This window comes from Pseudomonas sp. 382, assembly GCF_002759075.1.
Classification (GTDB): Bacteria; Pseudomonadota; Gammaproteobacteria; order Pseudomonadales; family Pseudomonadaceae; genus Aquipseudomonas; species Aquipseudomonas vlassakiae.
In genome coordinates, this window is sequence record NZ_PEMX01000032.1 from 1 (window position 1) to 18,951 (window position 18,951).

At 64.6% G+C, this 18,951-nt stretch carries 15 protein-coding genes and 3 pseudogenes; 6 read left to right on the forward strand and 12 right to left on the reverse strand.

Going from position 1 to position 18,951, the window contains the following annotated elements:
* Window positions 1–107, forward strand: a pseudogene (locus CQW31_RS31780) (IS110 family transposase); the annotation flags it as partial.
* Window positions 108–191: 84 nt separating this feature from the next.
* Here the strand turns inward: CQW31_RS31780 and CQW31_RS24960 are convergent.
* From CQW31_RS24960 to CQW31_RS24980, 5 genes are all read right to left on the reverse strand, one after another.
* Entirely contained in the window at window positions 192–986 is a 795-nt protein-coding gene (locus tag CQW31_RS24960; protein ID WP_054884685.1) for an SDR family NAD(P)-dependent oxidoreductase, read from the reverse strand.
* 140 nt (window positions 987–1,126) lie between these two features.
* Entirely contained in the window at window positions 1,127–2,566 is a 1,440-nt protein-coding gene (locus CQW31_RS24965; protein ID WP_099815647.1) for an efflux transporter outer membrane subunit, read from the reverse strand.
* Window positions 2,563–3,624 (reverse strand): HlyD family secretion protein, encoded by a 1,062-nt coding sequence (locus tag CQW31_RS24970; RefSeq protein WP_099815648.1) that lies wholly within the window; start codon window positions 3,622–3,624, stop codon window positions 2,563–2,565. Before CQW31_RS24970 ends, CQW31_RS24965 begins: the two co-directional genes overlap by 4 nt.
* A 27-nt stretch (window positions 3,625–3,651) precedes the next feature.
* Entirely contained in the window at window positions 3,652–5,193 is a 1,542-nt protein-coding gene (locus CQW31_RS24975; RefSeq protein WP_054884688.1) for an MFS transporter, read from the reverse strand.
* Window positions 5,194–5,420: 227 nt separating this feature from the next.
* Window positions 5,421–6,329, reverse strand: a complete 909-nt coding sequence (locus tag CQW31_RS24980) for a LysR family transcriptional regulator (protein WP_099815649.1) — start codon at window positions 6,327–6,329, stop codon at window positions 5,421–5,423.
* A gap of 273 nt (window positions 6,330–6,602) precedes the next feature.
* Here CQW31_RS24980 and CQW31_RS24985 point away from each other — a divergent pair, with 273 nt between their 5' ends.
* Window positions 6,603–7,049, forward strand: a complete 447-nt coding sequence (locus tag CQW31_RS24985; protein WP_054884690.1) for a universal stress protein — start codon at window positions 6,603–6,605, stop codon at window positions 7,047–7,049.
* A gap of 77 nt (window positions 7,050–7,126) precedes the next feature.
* Window positions 7,127–7,336, forward strand: a pseudogene (locus CQW31_RS24990) (type II toxin-antitoxin system PrlF family antitoxin); the annotation flags it as partial.
* Here CQW31_RS24990 and CQW31_RS24995 read toward each other — a convergent pair.
* The 5 genes and pseudogenes from CQW31_RS24995 to CQW31_RS25015 form a co-directional block, all read right to left on the reverse strand.
* Window positions 7,317–7,550, reverse strand: a pseudogene (locus CQW31_RS24995) (DUF1016 N-terminal domain-containing protein); the annotation flags it as partial. The pseudogenes CQW31_RS24990 and CQW31_RS24995 sit on opposite strands and share 20 nt — an antisense overlap.
* Complete coding sequence (locus CQW31_RS25000) at window positions 7,547–8,407, reverse strand: HlyD family secretion protein (RefSeq protein WP_054884691.1); 861 nt, start codon at window positions 8,405–8,407, stop codon at window positions 7,547–7,549. The gene CQW31_RS25000 and the pseudogene CQW31_RS24995, both read right to left, overlap by 4 nt.
* Before the next feature lie 10 nt (window positions 8,408–8,417).
* Window positions 8,418–8,618, reverse strand: coding sequence for a DUF1656 domain-containing protein (locus CQW31_RS25005; protein WP_008097766.1), 201 nt, complete (start codon window positions 8,616–8,618; stop codon window positions 8,418–8,420).
* On the reverse strand, window positions 8,608–10,785 hold the full coding sequence (locus CQW31_RS25010) for an FUSC family protein (RefSeq protein ID WP_054884692.1): 2,178 nt from the start codon (window positions 10,783–10,785) through the stop codon (window positions 8,608–8,610). Before CQW31_RS25010 ends, CQW31_RS25005 begins: the two co-directional genes overlap by 11 nt.
* Window positions 10,782–12,311, reverse strand: a complete 1,530-nt coding sequence (locus CQW31_RS25015) for an efflux transporter outer membrane subunit (protein ID WP_054884693.1) — start codon at window positions 12,309–12,311, stop codon at window positions 10,782–10,784. Before CQW31_RS25015 ends, CQW31_RS25010 begins: the two co-directional genes overlap by 4 nt.
* Before the next feature lie 180 nt (window positions 12,312–12,491).
* On the opposite strand from CQW31_RS25015, the gene CQW31_RS25020 reads away from it, so the two are divergent.
* Entirely contained in the window at window positions 12,492–13,439 is a 948-nt protein-coding gene (locus CQW31_RS25020; RefSeq protein ID WP_027918463.1) for a LysR family transcriptional regulator, read from the forward strand.
* Between the two features lie 79 nt (window positions 13,440–13,518).
* Window positions 13,519–14,493, forward strand: a complete 975-nt coding sequence (locus CQW31_RS25025) for a D-glycerate dehydrogenase (RefSeq protein WP_099815651.1) — start codon at window positions 13,519–13,521, stop codon at window positions 14,491–14,493.
* An 18-nt stretch (window positions 14,494–14,511) separates the two neighbouring features.
* Here CQW31_RS25025 and CQW31_RS25030 read toward each other — a convergent pair whose 3' ends face one another.
* A complete protein-coding gene (locus CQW31_RS25030; RefSeq protein ID WP_099815652.1) occupies window positions 14,512–15,408 on the reverse strand; it encodes a DMT family transporter in 897 nt (298 codons plus the stop codon).
* A 148-nt stretch (window positions 15,409–15,556) separates the two neighbouring features.
* Here CQW31_RS25030 and CQW31_RS25035 point away from each other — a divergent pair, with 148 nt between their 5' ends.
* Window positions 15,557–16,432, forward strand: coding sequence for a helix-turn-helix domain-containing protein (locus tag CQW31_RS25035; protein WP_099815653.1), 876 nt, complete (start codon window positions 15,557–15,559; stop codon window positions 16,430–16,432).
* A gap of 91 nt (window positions 16,433–16,523) precedes the next feature.
* On the opposite strand, the gene CQW31_RS25040 is transcribed toward CQW31_RS25035, so the two are convergent.
* Window positions 16,524–18,914 (reverse strand): TonB-dependent receptor, encoded by a 2,391-nt coding sequence (locus tag CQW31_RS25040; protein ID WP_099815654.1) that lies wholly within the window; start codon window positions 18,912–18,914, stop codon window positions 16,524–16,526.
* Window positions 18,915–18,951: the final 37 nt, after the last annotated feature.

The window sequence follows — 18,951 nt, forward strand, 5'->3', positions numbered from 1 at the left end:
CAACCCAAGCTCTGGTAATCCTGGCAAGAAAGCTCGCGCGGGTGGCATTCGCCCTGATGAAAAATCAGGACGAATACGTCACCAAAGGCGGGAAACTGGCTTGCTGAAAACCATAGAATCTCCCACAGGGATAGCGCTGTACCTGTGGCAGCGGGCGAGCCCGCGAAGAGGCCGGTACAGGCGACGACACATCAGGCGATGGAACGCAGCACCCCGCCATCCACCCGCAATGCCGCTCCAGTCGTGGCACTGGCCTGCATCGACGCCAGGTACACCACCATGTTGGCCACCTCCTCCACCGTCGCCAACCGCTTGATCAGCGAAGTTGGCCGGTGCTCGGCCAGGAAGTTGGCCTCCAGCTCTTCGCTGGATACCCCCTGTTCCTGTGCCAGCTTGGCAAAGAAGTCACCCACCCCCTCCGAGCGGGTCGGCCCCGGCAGCACCGAGTTCACCGTCACACCAGTACCCGCCAAGGTCTCGGCCAGGCCACGGGACACCGCCAGCAGCGCCGTCTTGGTCATGCCGTAATGAATCATCTCGGTCGGGATCTGCAACGCCGACTCGCTGGACAGGAAGATCACCCGCCCCCACTTGCGCTGTGCCATGCCCTGGGCGTAGTGGCGCGACAGGCGCACGGCGCTGAGTACGTTGACATCGAAGAAGCGCTGCCAGTCGGCATCATCGATTTCGAAGAACGGCTTGGGCTCGAAGATGCCGAGGTTGTTGACCAGGATATCGGTGTGCGGCACCTGGTCGAACAGCTTTTGCGCCCCCTCTGTCGTGCCCAGGTCAGCGGCGATGCCGATGATGCGCGCTTGCGGCAGGCGCTCGCGGACAGCCTTGAGGGCGTCATCGACACGGGCCTGGGTGCGGCCGTTGAGTACCACTTCGGCGCCCGCCTCGGCCAGGCCGATGGCGATGGCCAGGCCAATGCCGGCGGTAGAGCCGCTGACGATGGCGCGCTTGCCGTTCAAGGAAATGTGCATCTGTGCCTCCTCATCTGTCTGGGGATAGCCGGGGCTGCTTTGCAGCCCTTTCGCGACACAAGGCCGCTCCTACAAGGGATAGCGATCGCCTGTAGGAGCGGCCTTGTGTCGCGAAAGGGCCGCAAAGCGGCCCCGGCCATTTATGCTTTCAGATCGAATGCCTGCCAGCCACCGCCCAGGGCCTTGTACAGCCCCACCAGCGCCTGCGACACCGCGGCAGAACTGTCGATCCACTGCTCTTCGCTGGCCAGCAAGGCACCCTGCACCGTCAGCACGTTGAGAAAGTCCACCGCGCCCTCCACATACTGGCGCTGGGCGGTTTCCAGGGCGATGCGGTTCTGCCGCACCGCCTCGGCCAAGTGGTCGCGACGCAACTGGCTGGCGTTGTACAGGCGTAGCACATCGTCGATTTCGTGCCAGGCACCGAGCACCACCTTGCGGTAGTTGAGCGCTGCTTCCTGCTGCTGCGCCTCGCGCAGTTGCAGGGTGCCTTTGAGCCGGCCACCTTCGAAGATCGGCAGTGACAACTGTGGGCCGAAGGCGAAGCGACGCGAATCCCAACCGCCGAAATCGGCCAGTTGCATGGCCTGGAAACCGACGCTGCCAGACAGGCGGATACTGGGATAGAAGTCGGCTTTGGCGACACCAATGCTCGCAGTGGCAGCATGCAGGCGTGCCTCGGCCTGGCGGATGTCTGGGCGCCGTTCGGCCAGCTCGGAGGGCAAGCCGATGGCGAACTTCTGCTGCGGCGCCGGCAGCTCTCCGGCCGGCAGCAACTCGGCCTGCAGGCTGCGCGGCGGTTCGGCGGCAAGCAGGCTGAGGGCATTGATCAGGTCGTCGCGCCGGGCCTCAAGGCTTGGCAGGCGCGCCTCGATGGACGCCACCTGGGCGCTGGCCTGGGCCACGTCGAGCCGGGTGGCGACACCTTCGGCCTGACGATCCTGGGAAAGCTTCAGGCTGTGCTCGGCGACCTTCAGGTTGTCGCGGGTCACCTCCAGGGTGTGCTGCACGGCACGCAGCTGGATATAGTTGCCGGCCGTTTCCGAGAGCAGCGCCAGCAACACGCCGCGGCGGTCGTTCTCGGCCACTTCCACGGTGGCATCAGCAGCCTCGACCTGGCGGCGCACGCGGCCCCACAAGTCCAGCTCCCAACCCGCCACCAAATCGCCCTGCCAAAGGTTGAAAGCCTCTTTGCCCGCCTTGCCGGACGGGTCGTTCAGGCCTACGGCACTGTTGCGAGCGCGGCTGTAGCCAGCGTTGACGTCCACCGACGGTGATTCATCGGCCGCCACCGTGCTGCGCAGGGCGCGGCTTTGCAGCAGGCGGGCACTGGCCATCTGCAGGTCGAGGTTGTTTTCGGCCACCCGCTGGATCAGTGCGCTCAGGCGGGCATCATGAAAGGTTTCCCACCAGCGCAGTTCCAGCGGTTCGGCTTGAGGCTGGCTGGCAGCCGCCTCGCCTTGCAGCGCCGCCCATTGCTGTGGCGTCTGGCTGTCCGGGCGCTGGAAGTCCGGCCCCAGCGTGCAGCCGGCCATCAGCACGGCCAGCAACAGCGGGCTCAAGCGTACGGCAGGTTTCATCGGGTGCTCACCTCTTTGCCGGTCAGTTGGTCACCGTGGGTGTCGATGGTCGCTTCTACCGACATGCCCACGCGCAGGCGTGCGAGCAGCGGCTGCCCGTCATCGAAGACGATCTTCACCGGAATGCGTTGCACCACCTTGGTGAAGTTGCCGGTGGCGTTGTCCGGTTTTACCGCAGCGAAGGTCACGCCAGTCGCCGGGGCGATACTCTCGACATGGCCTGTGAGGGTTTCACCGGAAAAGGTGTCGACACTGATGCTGACCGGCTGGCCTGGCTGTACATGGGTCAGCTGGGTTTCCTGGAAGTTGCCGACCACATATGCATGCTGCAACGGCACCACCGAAAGCAGGCGCGCACCGGGATTGACGAAGGCGCCGACACGCAGCGCCCGCTCGCCGACCATGCCGTCTACCGGCGCAGTGATGCGGGTGTAGGACAGGTCCAGCCGGGCCTTCTCCAGGCCGGCTTCGGCACGCTTCAACTGGCCATCGGCACTGGCCACCTGGGCCGTGAGGATGTCCACCTGCTTGCGTGTCGCCACCAGCGCCGCCTGGGCGTTGGCCAAGCGTGCGCGGGCCTGGTCGACACGGCTGCGCGCCTGCTGGGCGTTCTGCACAGTGCCGGCGCCCTGCTCGGCCAGGCGGCTGTAGCGGTTGACCTCATGGTCGGCGAACGCTGCTTCGGCCTGGGCTGCCGTCACCGCCGCCTGGGCCTGGGCAATCAGCGCGGCCTGGCGCTCCAGGGTGGCGCGGGCATCGGCGCTCTGCGCCTTGGCCACCAGTAGCTGTGCCTGGGCCGCATCCAGCGCAGCCTGGTAATCGCGGGCATCGATGGTCGCCAGCAACTGGCCGGCCTGCACCTGCTGGTTGTCCTCGACCAGCACTTCCTTGATGAAGCCGGCAACCTTGGGGGCGACCACGGTGTAATCGGCGATCACGTAGGCATCATTGGTACGCTGCCGGTGGTCGCTGCCGAACAGCCAGGGGCCGACGATGCCGGCCAGCACGGCCACGGCGAGCACCGAGCCGATGAGAAAGGTCTTGCGGTGGTTGGTCATGTTGAGTGTCTCGAATTCATCCAGGGTTCAGGCCACCGCGCGCGGCGGATAGACCCGGGTAGGCACGAAAGGGATCAGGCAGATCAGGGCCACGGCGATGCAGGCCATGACCAGGTAAAGGTCGGCGGACGTCAGCACCTGCGCCTGGTCGTGAATGCGCTTGGCAAGGCCGGCAGCGTTGTCGTCGATCAGCGGGGCATTGCCCAGGCTGTCCACCAGGTGGTTGGAATGAAAGTGCCGGCGCAGGGTGCCCAAGGCATCCAGCAGGCCACCGGCAATCACGGCGGCCAGGCCTTTGACGGTGTTGAACCAGCTGGAGGCGAACGGCCCTTCCTGCGGGCTCATGCCGTTGGTGGAGAGCATCAGCAGCGGCAGCACGGCCATTGGCTGGCCGAAGACCTGCAGCAGGTAGAACGGGTAGAAATCGCCACGGATCCACTCGCTGGTCAGCAAGCTGCTACCCACGCACGACACCGCCAGCATGGCCAAGCCGATGGCCAGCACCCAGCGGCAGTCCACCGCACGAATGTTGCACAGCGCTGCAGTCAGTGGCAGCGCGATCAGCTGCGGCATGGCCACCAGCATCAACAGCGGGCTGGTCTGCGCCGGGCGGTAGCCCTGGATCTGCGCCAGGTACGCCGATGGAATGCTGCCCACGCCGGACAACACGATCAGCACGCCGGCCAGGGTCACCAGGGCGAAGCTGAGGTTGCGCCGCTGCAGCATGCGCAGCTGGAAGAACGGCAGCGGCTCGGACCATTCGTTGTACATGAACAGCACCAGCAGCAGCACGCCACCACCGAGCAACCAGCAGATCAGCGGCGAATCGAACCAGCCCCAGCGATCACCCAGTGACAGGCCGAGGACGATGCAACTGATGGCCGGCAGGCCGAGCAACACGCCGCGCCAATCGAACTGCTTGAAGCGCTCCAGGCGCAGCGGATCCTGCGGCAGGCCCCAGCCGACGCAGAACATGGCCAGTGCCGAGGGCAGGATGATCTGCCAGAACGCCCACTGCCAGCCGACGTACTCGGTCCACAGGCCAGCCAGCGGCGTGCCGAGGTTGGGCCCGAAGGTGGCAGTCAGGGCGTAGCAGGCCAGGCCATAGACCTTGATGCCAGGGGGCAGGAAGCGCAGCGCCACGCTCATCAGCATCGGCGGCAAAGCGCCCGAGGCGAAGCCCTGAAGCACGCGCAGCAGCATCAGGCTGTGCAGATTGGGGGCGAATGGTTGCAGCAACCCGAGCACGGCAAACAGGCCGACCGCACTCATGGTGAAGCGGCGCAGGGAGAAAGTGGTGGCCAACCAAGGTGCGAAGGCCATGGCCGATACCGACGCAGCGCTGTAGACCGCCAGCAACCAGGCCCCTTCGTCGGCGCCAATGCCCATGGCGCCGCGAATGTCAGCGAGGGAAATCTTGGTGACCGACTCGTTGAGGCCGGCACACAGTACGGCCAGCAATACACCGAACAGCCCGACCACCACCCGCAGGCCGAACGCCGTCTGCGCAGGCGTGGCCGGCGCGGGGGCGGCGGCAATCGCGGCAGAAGGGGCGGACAGGGAACTCATGGGCAGACATCTCCAGCAACAAATTTGCGACTGGAGCCAGTCTAAGAAGGTCGAATGCTGACGAAAACTGACTTCTCGGCAGGTTTATGTTGCGCCAGACGCAATCCGCTCCTGAACCGAGTCGCCTGCTTCGCGGGCGCGCCCGCTCCCACAGCGATATTCACAGTTATTGAGGGTTGCGGTGTACCTGTGGGAGCGGGCATGCCCGCGAAGAATCCAACCTGGTCTCAAGGGTCGACGCTGCAACAGGCCTTCAAGGTCTGCCGCAGCCAGCGATGCGCCGGGTCATTGTGAAAGCGCGGGTGCCACGCCTGCAGCACGGTCACCCGCTCCAGCGGCACCGGGATCTCGAAGGAACGCAACGGCAGCCCGAGCTTGTGCACGCTGTTGAGGATATTGGCCGGCATGGGCAGGATCAGGTCCGAATCCGGTAGCGAGAACAGCGCCGAGTGGAAACTGGGGGTGATCAGCGCCACCCGCCGCTGCACCTTGAAGTTGGCCAGTTCGACATCGATCGGCCCGTTGGCGCGGCCACGGCGGGACACGCTGATCTGTGGATAACTGGCGAAGCTGGCCGGGGTGATCGGCTGGTCGAAGATCGGGTGGTCACGCCGTGCCAGGCCCACGTAGAAAGTCTGGAACAGGCTCTGCACCTTGATTTCCGGTCCCAGGTCAACGGTGGAGCTGATGATCAGGTCCGTGCGCCCATCGCGCAGCACACTGTCGTCGTCGCCACCGGGGCTTTCCGGCACGAAGCGCAGCACCGTGCGCGGCGCCTGTTCATGCATGCGCCGCAGCAGCTGGGCGCCATACAAGGCGATGAACAGGTCATTGGTGCGAATGTTGAAGGCGCGATCGAGCCTGGGCAGGTCGACTTCATCGGCGCTGCGGAACACCTCGCCGGCCTGCTCCACCAGCGCCGCCACCTGTTCGCGCAGGGCCAGCGCCCGCGGGGTCGGCACCAGGCCACGGCCGGCGCGCACCAGGATCGGGTCGCCCAGGGCATCGCGGATACGCCCCAGCGTGCGGCTCATCGCCGCCGGGCTCAGGTTCATGCGCTGCGCGGCGCCGACCACGCTGCCTTCGTCGAGCAAGGCATCGAGGGCGACGAGCAGGTTCATGTCCGGGAGTTGCATGGCCGTTTTCCGTGACAGCTGTGGGGAAAGGCGATGGTAGCAGGTTGGTGGATTGCACCAGACGCAATGCGCTCGTGCGTGGTGGGGCATTTATTCAATGGCGGTGTTCGGCCATAAATGAAGCATTGGCAGGCCTGGCCCTTTCGCGGGGCAAGCCCGCTCCTACAGGAATCCCACAATGCTCAAGTGGTGTGCAGTTCCTGTGGGAGCGGGCTTGCCCGGGAAAGGGCCGAGCCTGCAAGCACATCAGCAAGCCTCAACTTAGGATTCCGCATGCCCAGCCCCGTCCTGATCGCCATCGATGCCTCCCCCGCCTCCACCGCCCTGCTCACCCTCGCCCGCCGCTACTGCCGCCCCGATGAACATGAACTGCACGTACTGCTGGCCATCGACTCAACCTTCGCCGTGCACGACAAGCCCGCGCCCTACACCGCCGAGGAACTGGAGGAATACCCTGCCGCCTGCGAGGAGCAACGCCTGGGCGATCGCGCCGTGGGTGAAGCCGTTCAGTTACTGCAACAGGCCGGCTTCAGCAGCCAGGGCTGCATGGTCGCCGGGCAGCCGGTCGAGGCGATTGTCACCAAGGCACAACAACTCAATTGCGAGCTGATCATCATGGGCCACCGCCACCTGTCGCGGTTGGGGCGATTGCTGGACCCGTCGATCAGCGCGAAGGTGATTGACCGGGTTGAGGTGCCGGTGTTGGTGGGGGCCGCTTGAACCGCTGCTCAGTCAGGTAATGCGATTGAATTGACCAGATAATGCAATCGCATTAGCCTGATGGGCTAACCCACGCAGAGGCAACCGAGGACGATCACGTGCTAGGCCAGTTCCTGAAGTTTATGGCTCACGACATCGCAACCAATCCTCAACGGCTGCAGGTTGTCGATGCTGAGCTCATCGCTCGCCTCGACAAGCTCGTGGGTGATGCAGAGGTCAACCTGGATCAACCTCTGTTGGCAGAAGATGAATGGTGCGAACTGGAAGCCTCTCGTCCGGTTTCTTAAGCTTCGTCAGCAGCACCAGATTATGGCCCCAAGGCAATTGTCCAACAGCCTGTTGGACAATTGCCTCATCTGGCCAAGCTTCAGCAAACGCACGCATGTACATCAGATTGGCCCGAGAGAACCCCTTCATCGCGGGAAAGGCGGTTTTCAGGTCATGAGCCAGCCGCCCTCTGACCTTGGCTCCCCAACCTTGAGCTGCTTGACGTTCGATTATCCCTCGCTCGGCTTCACCACCACCGTACAGGTCGTCCCCGCCGCCAGCAGGAACCCGTCCGGCACTTCATCGATGTGAATGCGCACCGGCACCCGCTGCGCCAGGCGCACCCAGTTGAAGGTCGGGTTCACATCGGCGATCAGTTCGCGGCTTTGTGGGTTGTCGCGGTCGTAGATGCCGCGGGCGATGCTCTCCACATGCCCCTTGATGCGCTCGCCGCTCATCATCTGCAGCTCGGCCTGGTCGCCAACCTTCACGTGCGGCAGCTTGGTCTCCTCGAAAAAGCCGTATACCCAGAACGAGTTCTCGTCGACCACCGCCATCACCGCTTCACCGGTACGCGCATAGTCGCCCTTGTGGATGTTCAGGTTGGTCACGTAACCGTCCACCGTGGCGACGATATGGGTGCGTTTGAGGTTCAGCTCGGCCGCTGCCAGTTCAGCCTGGGCCTGCTGGTAGTCGGCCAGGGCGGAGCTGGCGATGTTGCTGGCGTCGTCGCGGTTTTCCTTGGAGATCACCAGGTTGTCCATGTCGGCACGGCGCTTGGCGTTGACCTTGCGCATTTCCCAGGTGGCCTTGCGCGAGGCGACCAGAGCCTTGGCCTGATCGACCGCCAGTTGGTAATGCTCAGGGTCGATCTGGATCAGCAGGTCACCCTTCTTGACCCGTTGGTTATCCTTGACCGGGACGTCCACCACATAGCCCGGCACGTCGGCGGCGACGTTGATGATGTCGGCACGCACGCGGCCGTCGCGGGTCCACGGCGTGGTCATGTAGTGCAGCCACAACTGGCGTCCGATCACCACGGCAGCGGCCAGCACCAGCAGGGTGGCGATCAGGCTGAAGAACTTTTTCATCGAAGGATTCTCACCAGTAGAGCGACAGCGCCAGGGCGCCGAACAGGCAGACGAACAGGCTCAGGCGCAGCAGCGCCGGGTGCCAGAAGAAGCGGTAGCCATCATGGCTGGCGATGAACCGGTCCAGGCCCCAGGCCAGGCCCAGGGCGAACAGGAACATCAGGGTCATGGTGGGCATGTATACGCCATGGAAGGCGATTTCACGGGGCATGATTCAGTCCTTTCGCCGGTGCCAGCGGCGACTGTGGGTCCAGCAGTGAAGAACGGATGAAGTGCAGGTAGCTCTGCACCCGGCGCAGCACCGAGGTGTCGAAGTGCCGGGCGAAGGGTTCGTCGGTGGCCTGCACGCGAGCGATGGCGTGGTCCACCGCGACCAGGGCACGTTCGTGGTTGCTGGCGCTGGGCTGCAGGAACAGGCGGGCCAGGGCGCGGCCCATGACACGAATGGCCTGGCGCCACGGTTGTGACTCGGCGTAGGCCGGGTGAATCGGCGCCCGGGCCTGCTCCTTGCGCAGTTCGATGATGGCGTGGCCGATCTCCAGCACGGTGAACATCCAGCCCATCAGCTGGCTCTGTACCTGCGGCTTGCCGGCAGCCAGGCCATAGGCCTGGTGCAACAGGTCGCGGGTGCGGCTTTCGAAGGCCGAACCAAGCCCTCGCAGGCGGCCGCTGATGGCGAACAGCACCTGCCCGCGCAGCTCCTGCTCCAGGCGACTCCACAGCCAGCGGCTGTTCGGCGGCAGGATGATCGCGCCGGCTGCGGCGCAGACGAACATGCCGATGACCATGCCGATGTAGTCGTTGATGAAGCTGTACGGGTCATAGACCGTCAGGTTGTTCGGCACCGAGCCGATGGCGAAGAACACCAGCAGGCCGATGCCGTAACCGGCGTACGCCGGTCGCGACGAGAGGAACGCACCGAGCACGAACACCGGCGCCAGGACCATGCACAGCAGCGCGAAGCCGTCGATCCAGGGGAACACGAAGAAGGTTTCGAAGAAGCCGATGAAGGCCCCGATCGCCGTGCCACAGGCCATCTGGAACGACATGCGCTTGGGGTTCGGCGAAGCGGCCGAGAGACCCACGGTGACGGTGGCGATGAGGGTCATCATGGCGCCGCTGGGCCAGTCGCTCATCAGCCAGTAACTGCCCAGCAGCAACAGCACCGCGCAAGCGCGCACCCCGGCAGCCAGCGATACCAGCCAGCTGGTCTGCGCCACGTAGGGCTCATCCCATTGCTCGCGCTGGTGTTTGTGCGCGGCCAGCGAAGCGTGGGTTTCGGCGTAGCTGTACATCTCGTCGACGAAGCGGTAGAGCAGTTCGAACGCGGTGTGAAAGTCCAGCAGGTCGGCTTCGCTGGGCTGGGTGGCCAGATAGTCGGCGCGCAAGCTACGCACCTGCGCCTGCAGGCCTTCCTTGTAGGCCGCCAGCTCCAGCGTCAGGCGCAGCGCATCGGCGTCGGTCAGGGCCCGGCCCACATAGGGCTGCAACAGCTCCACCAAGGTGTTCAGGCCAGGCTCGATGGCGCCGACGATCTGTAGCGGGCCGCGCGCGCGCAGGCGCTCAAGCAGGCGGTGCAAAGCGTTGAAGCGCGTGGTAATGGCCATGAACTCGCTGTTCATGCGCACCAATCGGCCAGAGCGGCGACGCATGTGCGGGTCTTCGAAGGCGGTAACGTTGCGCAGGCTCTCCAGCCCCACCGCTTCGGCGACGAAGCGCACGTTGCTGGCCTCGAAGCGGTCGCGCTGGCTATCGCCGCGCAAGGCTTCCACGACGACCCCGGCGAACACGCCGAAACGCTGATACAGGGCGTTGCGCATGGCGGCACTGGCCGACTGCGGCAGGACCGCGGCGCTGACGAAGGTCGACACCAGGATGCCCAGGGCGATCTCCAGCACCCGCCATACGGCCGCCATGAATGCCAGGTCCGGGTGCTGCAGCACGGGCAGGCCGATCATCGCCGCGGTGTAGCCCGCGAGGACGAAGCCATAGGCGCGGAAAGTGCGGTAGCGCATGGCGCCGGCCGAGCACAGGCCGACCCACACCGCCAGGCTGGGCAGGAACAGCTCGGTGTTCTGCGGGAAGATGGCGATCAGCGCGACCATCATCGCCGAACCGGCCAGGGTACCGAGCACCCGGTAGAAGCTCTTGGCGAACACATGGCCGCTTTGCGGCTGCATGACGATGAACACGGTGATCATCGCCGTGCGCGGTTGCGGCAGTTCCAGGCGCATGGCCAGCCACAGGGTAATGAACGCGGCCGCAAGCACCTTGAAGATGTACACCCAGGTCACGCCGTCGGTGCGCGCCCAGGCGAAGAAGCCCCGGCGCCATTCCAGGCTCTGCAGCCAGCGCACGGGCAAACTGGAAGTGCTCATTCGGCGTCATCCGCCTTCTTGTCGAAAATCGCCAGGGTGGCCGGGGTTTTCGGCGCGGCCTGGCGTTCTTCCTGCGGCACGTCCCGGCCAGCCTGCAGGCCGCCACCCAGGGCGGTGACCAGTTCGGCATGGGCGATCAGGCGGGCAGCCTGCACCTGCTGCTGCACCTGCTGTTGGCGAAACAGCAAGGTCTGCGCATTGAGCACATTGAGGTAGTCGGTCAGGCCGCGCTGGAAGGCCACCATGGCGATGTCGTAGGTCTTCTGCGCAGCGGCCACCGATTGGGCAGCGAAGTGCGACTGTTCCTTCATCGATTCACGGCGGATCAGTTGATCTGAAATGTTCTTCAGAGCGCCGACCACGGTCTGGTTGTAGCGCGCCACCGCTACGTCATAACTCGCCGAGGCTACGCCCAGCTGCGAGCGCAGACGGCCACCGTCGAAGATCGGCAGGCTGATCGCCGGGCCGACGTTGTAGTTGAACTTGCGCCCTGTCAGGAATTCCAGCGGACCACCGCCAGTGGCCATGAAGCCGAGGCTGCCGACCAGGTCGACGTTGGGGAAGAAGCCGGCATGGGCGACATCGATGCCACGGGCCTGGGCGGCGACCTGCCAGCGGCTGGCGACCACGTCCGGGCGCTGGCCGACCAGTTCGGCAGGCAGGTTCGACGGCAGCTTCAGCGGGGCCGCGAGGGCCAGGCTCGGCCGTTGCAATTGCGCGCCCTCCCCCGGCCCTTTACCGGCCAGCGCCGCCAACTGGTTACGGGTCAGGGCGATTTCCTCGTCGAAGCTGTCGAGCTGGCGATGGGTTTCGGGCAGCGGTGCCTCGGCCTGGCTGACCTCGAAATGGGTGCCGATGCCGCCATCCAGGCGGCGCTTGGCCAGGGCCAGGATCTGCTCCTGCTGTTCCAGCTCGGCCTTGACGATATCGCGCTGGGCGAACTGCAGGCTCAGCTGAATGTAGGCACGTACCACATTGTTCTGCAGTTCCAGCTGCGCCTGGCGGGCCTCGGCCACGCTCATGTGCGCCTGGTCGACCGACTGCTCGCTGGCATTGCGTTCGCGGCCCCACAGGTCCAGCGCGTAGCTGAAGCCGATGGCGGCGTTGTTGTCCCAGGTGTTGGCGCCCGACAGCGCACCAGGGCCGTAGAACTGGTCCTCGGGCCAGTTGTGCCGCTTGAGCGTGGCGTCACCTTTGACCTGGAGCTTTTCCGCCGACTCGACCACACCGGCCATGGCCTTGGCTTCACGCACACGCGCAGCGGCCATGGCCAGGCTTGGGCTACCGGCTACGGCGAGGTCGATCCAGCGGTCGAGTTGTGGGTCGCCATAGGCCTGCCACCAGCGCTGGTCAGGCCAGTGCGCGTCGCTGGCCGCTTCGCGAATGGCCGCGTCGGTGATCAAGGTGTTGGCTTGCAGGGTCTTGCTTTGCGGGGCGATACCCCAGGTTCCGATACAGCCGCTCAAGGTGAGACAAAGGGCACAGGCACTGAACACTTGAAGCGTTCTGATGATGCGACGCGGCACAGCTGCGATTTCCCGAGGAAGAGGTGGAGGGGCCGCGCAATTCTAGGGGGCCGCCGCACTGGCGATAAGCGTATATTCTTGCGAATCTTTGTTACCGAAACGGCGATAATCCGGCTTTGGTCGAACGCACATTCGCGTTACTTCGTGACACAATTTTGTCCTCTACCTTGAGAGTGACCCATGGACACCCTGCAAAACATGCGTGCTTTCAGTTGCGTAGCCCAGCTAGGCAGCTTTACCGCTGCCGCGGCGCAACTGGATACGACCACCGCGAACGTGTCGCGGGCGGTCTCCAACCTGGAAGCCCATCTGCAAACCCGGCTGCTCAACCGCACCACCCGGCGCATCGCCCTGACCGAGGCCGGCAAGCGTTACCTGATGCGCTGTGAACAGATCCTTACCTATGTCGAAGAAGCCGAAGCCGAAGCCAGCGATGCCCATGCCCGGCCTGCCGGGCAATTGAAGGTGCATTCGATGACCGGGGTCGGTCAGCACTTCGTGGTAGACGCCATCGCCCGCTACCGCGAATCGCACCCGGACGTGACCTTCGACCTGACCATGGCCAACCGCGTGCCCGACCTGCTCGACGAGGGTTACGACGTGTCCATCGTGCTGGCCACCGAGCTGCCGGACTCGGGCTTCGTCTCGCAACGCCTGGGCATCACCTACAGCATTGTCTGCGCATCGCCCGAGTACGTGGCCAAGCACGGTTTTGCACATAAACCGGTCGATCTGCTCAAGCATGCCTGCCTGCGCATGGTCAGCCCGGTGATTCCACTGGAAAAATGGCTGTTCGACGGCCCGGAGGGCCAGGAGCTGGTCAACATCACCAGCTCACCGTTCCAGGTCAACTCGGCGGATGCGATGAAAACTGCGATCCGCAGTGGCATGGGCATGGGGGTGTTGCCGATCTACTCGGTGATCGATGGTTTGCGCGACGGCAGCCTGGTGCGGGTGATGCCGGAGTACCGGCTGCAGGAGCTCAACCTGTATGCCATCTACCCTTCGCGCCAATACCTGGATGCCAAGATCAAGACCTGGGTCGAGTACCTGCGCAACTCGCTGCCGGAAATTCTGGCGGCCCATGAAGCCGACCTGAAAACCCACGAATTGCTGATCGCCAACTGAAAAAGCTGCTGCACGGCGGCGGTGGACAATGGTAGGTTGCTAACCAATCAACCCGACCCACCGCCCCGAGAAGTTGCCGATGAAAAAGACCGTCCTGGCCTTCAGCCGCATCACCCCCGCCATGGCCGAGCGCCTGCAGCAAGACTTCAACGTGATCGTGCCGAACCCCAAGCTCGGCGACATCAGTGCCCAGTTCAACGAAGCCCTGCCCGAGGCCCACGGCCTGATCGGCGCTGGCCGCAAGCTCGGCCGCGCGCAGCTCGAAGGTGCAGGCAAGCTCGAAGTCGTGTCCAGCGTCTCGGTCGGCTACGACAACTATGACGTCGACTATTTCAACGAGCGCGGCATCGCCCTGACCAACACTCCGGACGTGCTCACCGAAAGCACCGCCGACCTGGGTTTCTCGCTGATCATGGGCTGCGCCCGCCGCACCGCCGAACTCGACGCCTGGACCAAGGCCGGCAACTGGCAGGCCACGGTGGCCCCTTCGCACTTCGGTAGCGATGTGCATGGCAAGACGCTGGGCATCGTCGGCCTGGGCAACATCGGCGCCGCCGTCGCCCGCCGTGGCCGCTTCGGCTTCAACATGTCGATCCTGTACGCTGGCAACAGCCGCAAGGCTGCCCTTGAGCAGGAGCTGGGCGCCCAGTACCGCAGCCTGGAGCAGCTGCTGGCCGAGGCCGACTTCGTCTGCCTGGTGGTGCCGCTGTCGGACGCCACGCGCAAGCTGATCGGCGCCCGTGAACTGAAGCTGATGAAACCGAGCGCGTTCCTGATCAACATCGCCCGTGGCCCGGTGGTCGACGAGGCGGCGCTGATCGAGGCGCTGCAGAACGGCACCCTTCGCGGCGCCGGCCTGGATGTCTATGAGAAGGAGCCGTTGAGCGAGTCGCCGCTGTTCCAGCTGCCTAATGCGCTGACCTTGCCGCATATCGGTTCGGCGACTGCCGAAACCCGCGAGGCCATGGCTAACCGGGCGATGGAGAACCTGCGTGCGGCATTGCTCGGCGAGCGGCCGCGGGACTTGGTGAATCCACAGGTATGGAAGGGCTAAAAGCCCTCGGTAGCCCCCTCATGCCATGGCGGTAGTGGCTTTTTTGGGCCGAGGCTTGCGAAACACCAGGACATTGCCCGCCATCACCGCTACCAGCCCCAGCAGCGCCGGGGCCGTCCATTGATAGCCTTCGGCGAATGCCGACACATTCAGCGCCACCAGCGGGAACAGCACGGTGCAGTAGGCAGCCCGCTCCGGCCCCATGCGCCCGACCAGGGTCAGGTAGGCGGTGAAACCGATCACCGAGCCTGGGATGACCAGATACATCAGCGAACCGATGTAGCGGGTGTTCCATTCCATGGCGAAAGGGATGCCGCTGACCAGGCAATACACCGCCAGCATCGCCGCGCCATAGAGCATGCCCCAGGCATTGGTGGTCATGGGCTTGAGCCCGGCCTTCTGCTGCATGCTGGAGAGCATGTTGCCAGCCGAGAAACACAGCGTGCCAAGCAGTGCCAGGCCAAGGCCGTAGAGGGTTTCGCGGCTGGCCGCGTGGTGCGACAGCTCGGGCCAGAACAGCAAGCCCAGGCCGAGCAAGCCAAGCGCACCGCCCGCAAGGACATTGCTGGCGATCTTCTGGCCGAAGAAGATCCGGGCATTGAGGGCATTCCACAAGGTGGCGGTGGAGAACACCACGGCGATCAGGCCGCTGGCAACCCACTGGCTCGCGGTGAGGAAGCACATGAAGTTGACACAGAACAGGCACAAGCCCTGCGCCAGGCAGATCAGGTGGCCACGCCGATTCATCGGCTGCAGGCGGCGGCTGAGCAGAAGCATGGCGAACAGGATCAGGCCGGCCAGGGCGAACCGGTAGACGATCGACACCGGGATGGCGACTACGCCCAGTTGCAGTTTCAAGGCGATCCAGGTGGTGCCCCAGATCAGGACGGTGAGCAGGTACAGAGCGAGGTTCATGGCGGCGGTTCCTTGGGCCTTTCACGTTTCAACACCGTCAGTGTTCCCCCTGCTCGCCGCCACGCGCTTGCACAAACTTGCGCTTTTCGCCCCCGGGTGGCTGTCAGCGCTACGCGGGCGCAGTAGGATGAGGCCAGAGGAATTGCCCATGCCCCCACTCACCCAACTGCAAGTGTTCAACGCCATGCACGCCTCGCCCAACGCCCGGCTGGAGCTGAGCGCGCACCTGGGCGACGGCTTGGCGGCGGCGTTGTGGCGCAACCGCGACGATGCGCGCGACTACCAGGCGCCGAGCCATCACACGCTGTCGTGCTATATCGCCGACGGCACCGGCACCTTTCGTCGCCAGCGCCCGGCCGACAAGGGCGCGCCAAACAAGCTGTGCATCATGCCGGCAGGGCACGAGTCGAACTGGGTGGTGAACGGTGCAATTCGCCTGGCCCACCTGTACATAAGCGAAGCGCAGTTCGCCTTGGGTTGTGTGCGCCTGCTCGATCGCGAGCCACGCGAACTGCAACTTCAGGAAGCGACCTTCCTCGATGACCCGCAACAATCCGTGCGCTTTCGCCAGTTGATCACGCTGGACTGGGATGAGCCCGCCGAGCGTCTGCTGGCCAGCAGCCTGGCCCATGAGATCGTCGACCATGCCGTGCTCAACCAGGTTGGCCTGCGCCAAGGGTTGCGCCTGAAGGGCGGGTTGGCGCCGAGCCTGCGCCGACAGCTGGTGGAGTACATCGAGGCGCATCTCGACCAGCCGATCACCCTGGGAGAACTGGCACTGCGCTGCAACCTGTCCGAGTACCACTTTGCGCGGATGTTCCGCACCAGCTTTGGCCTGCCGCCGCATCAGTACCTGCTGGCGCGCAGGCTACATCGGGCCTGCCACCTCTTGCGCCTGGGCGAATTGCCGTTGGGCCAGGTGGCACTATTGTGCGGGTTTGCCAGTGCCAGCCATTTCAGCAACCGCTTCCGCCAGGCACTCGGTGCAACCCCTGGCGATTACCGTCTGGCCCTTCGCGGCTAAAGCCCACAAGTACTGCACAGTTTTCAAAACCTGTGATATCCCTGTTGCAGCGGCTTTAGCCGCGAAAAGGCCGGCACAGGCGGTACACGGCTCAGAACTCGAAGGTACTCGACAGGCTCACCTGCCGCGCATCGCCAATCGCCACGAAATACTGGTTGACCGCCGAGCTGTAGTAGACCTTGTCGAATAGGTTCTTCACGTTCAGCTGCAAGCGCACATTGTGCTCGTCAAGCTTGGTCTCATAGGTGGCGAATGCATCAGCCACGGTATAGCTCGGCAGGTCGAACGTGTTGGTCGCGTTCCCCGACCGCTCACCCACATAGCGCGCCCCGGCGCCGAAACGCAGGCGATCGCCACCCAGCAGGCTGCCGAAGTCATACACCGCCGACAGCGAACCGGTATGCCGGGCCACGTTCTGCAGGCGGTTGCCTTCAAGGTCGGGGTCCTTGGTCACCTTGGCATCGGTGAAGGCGTAACTGCCGATCAGGCTCCAGCGCTCGCTGAGCTGCCCGGTCAGGTCGAGCTCCACGCCGCGTGAGCTGACTTCCCCGGCGTTGCTGTAGACCGTCTCGCCAGTGCCACTGTCGAAGTTGGAAACCAGCACGTTGCGCTTGGTGATATCGAACAGCGCCAGGGTACCGGTGAGGCTGCCCGGCATGTCGAGCTTGGCGCCCAGCTCCCAGGACTTGCCCTCCTCCGGCGCCACCGAGGAATCCAGCACCACGCCCCCGGTCAGCGGGGCGATGCTGGAGTTGGGCTTGAACGACTCGCTGTAGCTGCCATAGAACGACAGCTGGTCATCGACCTTGTAGACGATGCCCGCATGCGGCACCCAGGCCTGGCCGTTGCTGTCGGTATTGGCCTTGAACGGGCGACCGCGGCCGGCGTACTGGTCATACTGCTGGTAGCGCGCGCCTGCCACCAGAATCCAGTGCTCGTCCAGGTGCAGCGCGTCCTGCACGAACAAGGCGTCGGTGCGCAGCTTGTCGGTCTGGTCGCTGTCGCTCGCACGCACCGTGCTGCCCTCCACCTCCTGGCCGTACACTGGATTCAGGTAGCTGAAGGCCGATCGAGAGGTCTGACGGATCAGGTCGCCACGAAAGATCTTGCGGTCTTCGTGGTCGATACCGAACAGCAGGTCGTTCTGCATACCGGCCAACTCGACATTGCCATTGAGGCTCAAGGTGGCGAACTGGTCGCGGCTCATGGCGTTGTGGGTGCCGTCGATGCTGCGCGTCAGCGTGCCCTTGGCCTCGTTCACGCCGGTAACGCGAACCTGGCTGGCATCGTAGGTTTCGCGGTTGAAGCTGTAGCCGAAGTGCAGCTTCCAGTCGTCGGCCAGTTGGTGGTCGACCTCCAGGCGGTACAGGTCGGAGCGCCCTTCCATGTCGTTGAACGGCTCGTCCAGGCGGCGGGTGGCCGGGATGTCCAGCGGGTGGCCGTTGCTGCCGAATGCCGTGCCGCGGTCGAACGGATAGAGGAATTCGCGGTGCTCGTAGGCCAGCACTACCTGGGTGTCTTCGCCGAGCCAGGCCAACGATGGCGCCACCAGCGATTCGCGGTGCACGCCGAAGTTGCGCCAGTAATCCTCGTCCTCGTGATCGACGGTCAGGCGGTAGGCGAAGTTGCTGTCGCCCAACGCGCCGGTGCTGTCGAAGCCGCCGCCGCTGCCATTCTTGCCGCTGCCGTAAGTGGAACCGCGCACGGTCAGGGCGTTGTACTGCTGCAGTTGCGGGCGCTTGCTGACCACGTTGATCACCCCGCCCGGGTCCTGGATGCCGTACAGCAGCGAGGCCGGGCCCTTGAGCACTTCGACCCGCTCGGTAGTGGCATTGAGACTGCGGCCCTGCACCACCGGCATGCCGTCACGCATGATCGAGCCGTCGCGGTTGTCACCGAAGCCGCGTTTCATCACCGTGTCGGACGTGCCACCGAAGTTGTTGCCCTGGGTAATGCCACTGACATTGGCCAACGCGTCGTCAAGGTTGCGTGGGGCCTGATCGCGGATGACCTGGGCCGGTACCACGTTGATCGCCTGCGGGATGTCCTGGGCGGGGCCCTGGCCGCGCATGATCGAGGCACTGGCGGGTGGCTGATAGCTGTAGCTGTCCATTTGCGAGGTCACCGTGGTGGCCTGCAGGTTGAGGGCGCCAGAGGTATCTACAGGTTCGAGCGTCAGGGTGCGTGCATCAAGGCGGCGCCAGGTCAGCCCACTGCTACCCAGCAGCCGTTGCAGGGCCTGCTCGGCGCTGAACGAGCCATTGAGGGCCGGGGCCTGCACAGCAGGCAGTTCGAGGCTGTAGACGACACTCTGGCCAGTGGCACGGCTGAAGGCGCTCAGGGCCTGGGCCAGCGGTTGGCCGGGCTGGTCGAAAGCGTGCAGTTGCAGTTGCTCGGCGGCCATGAGGCCAGGGGCAGCGGTGATGGCCGGGCACACTGCAAGGCCAAACCAGAGGGAGACGCAACGCGGGGTGAACTTCATGGACGCTGACCTGTGAGAGGGTTATTACTGCGAATGA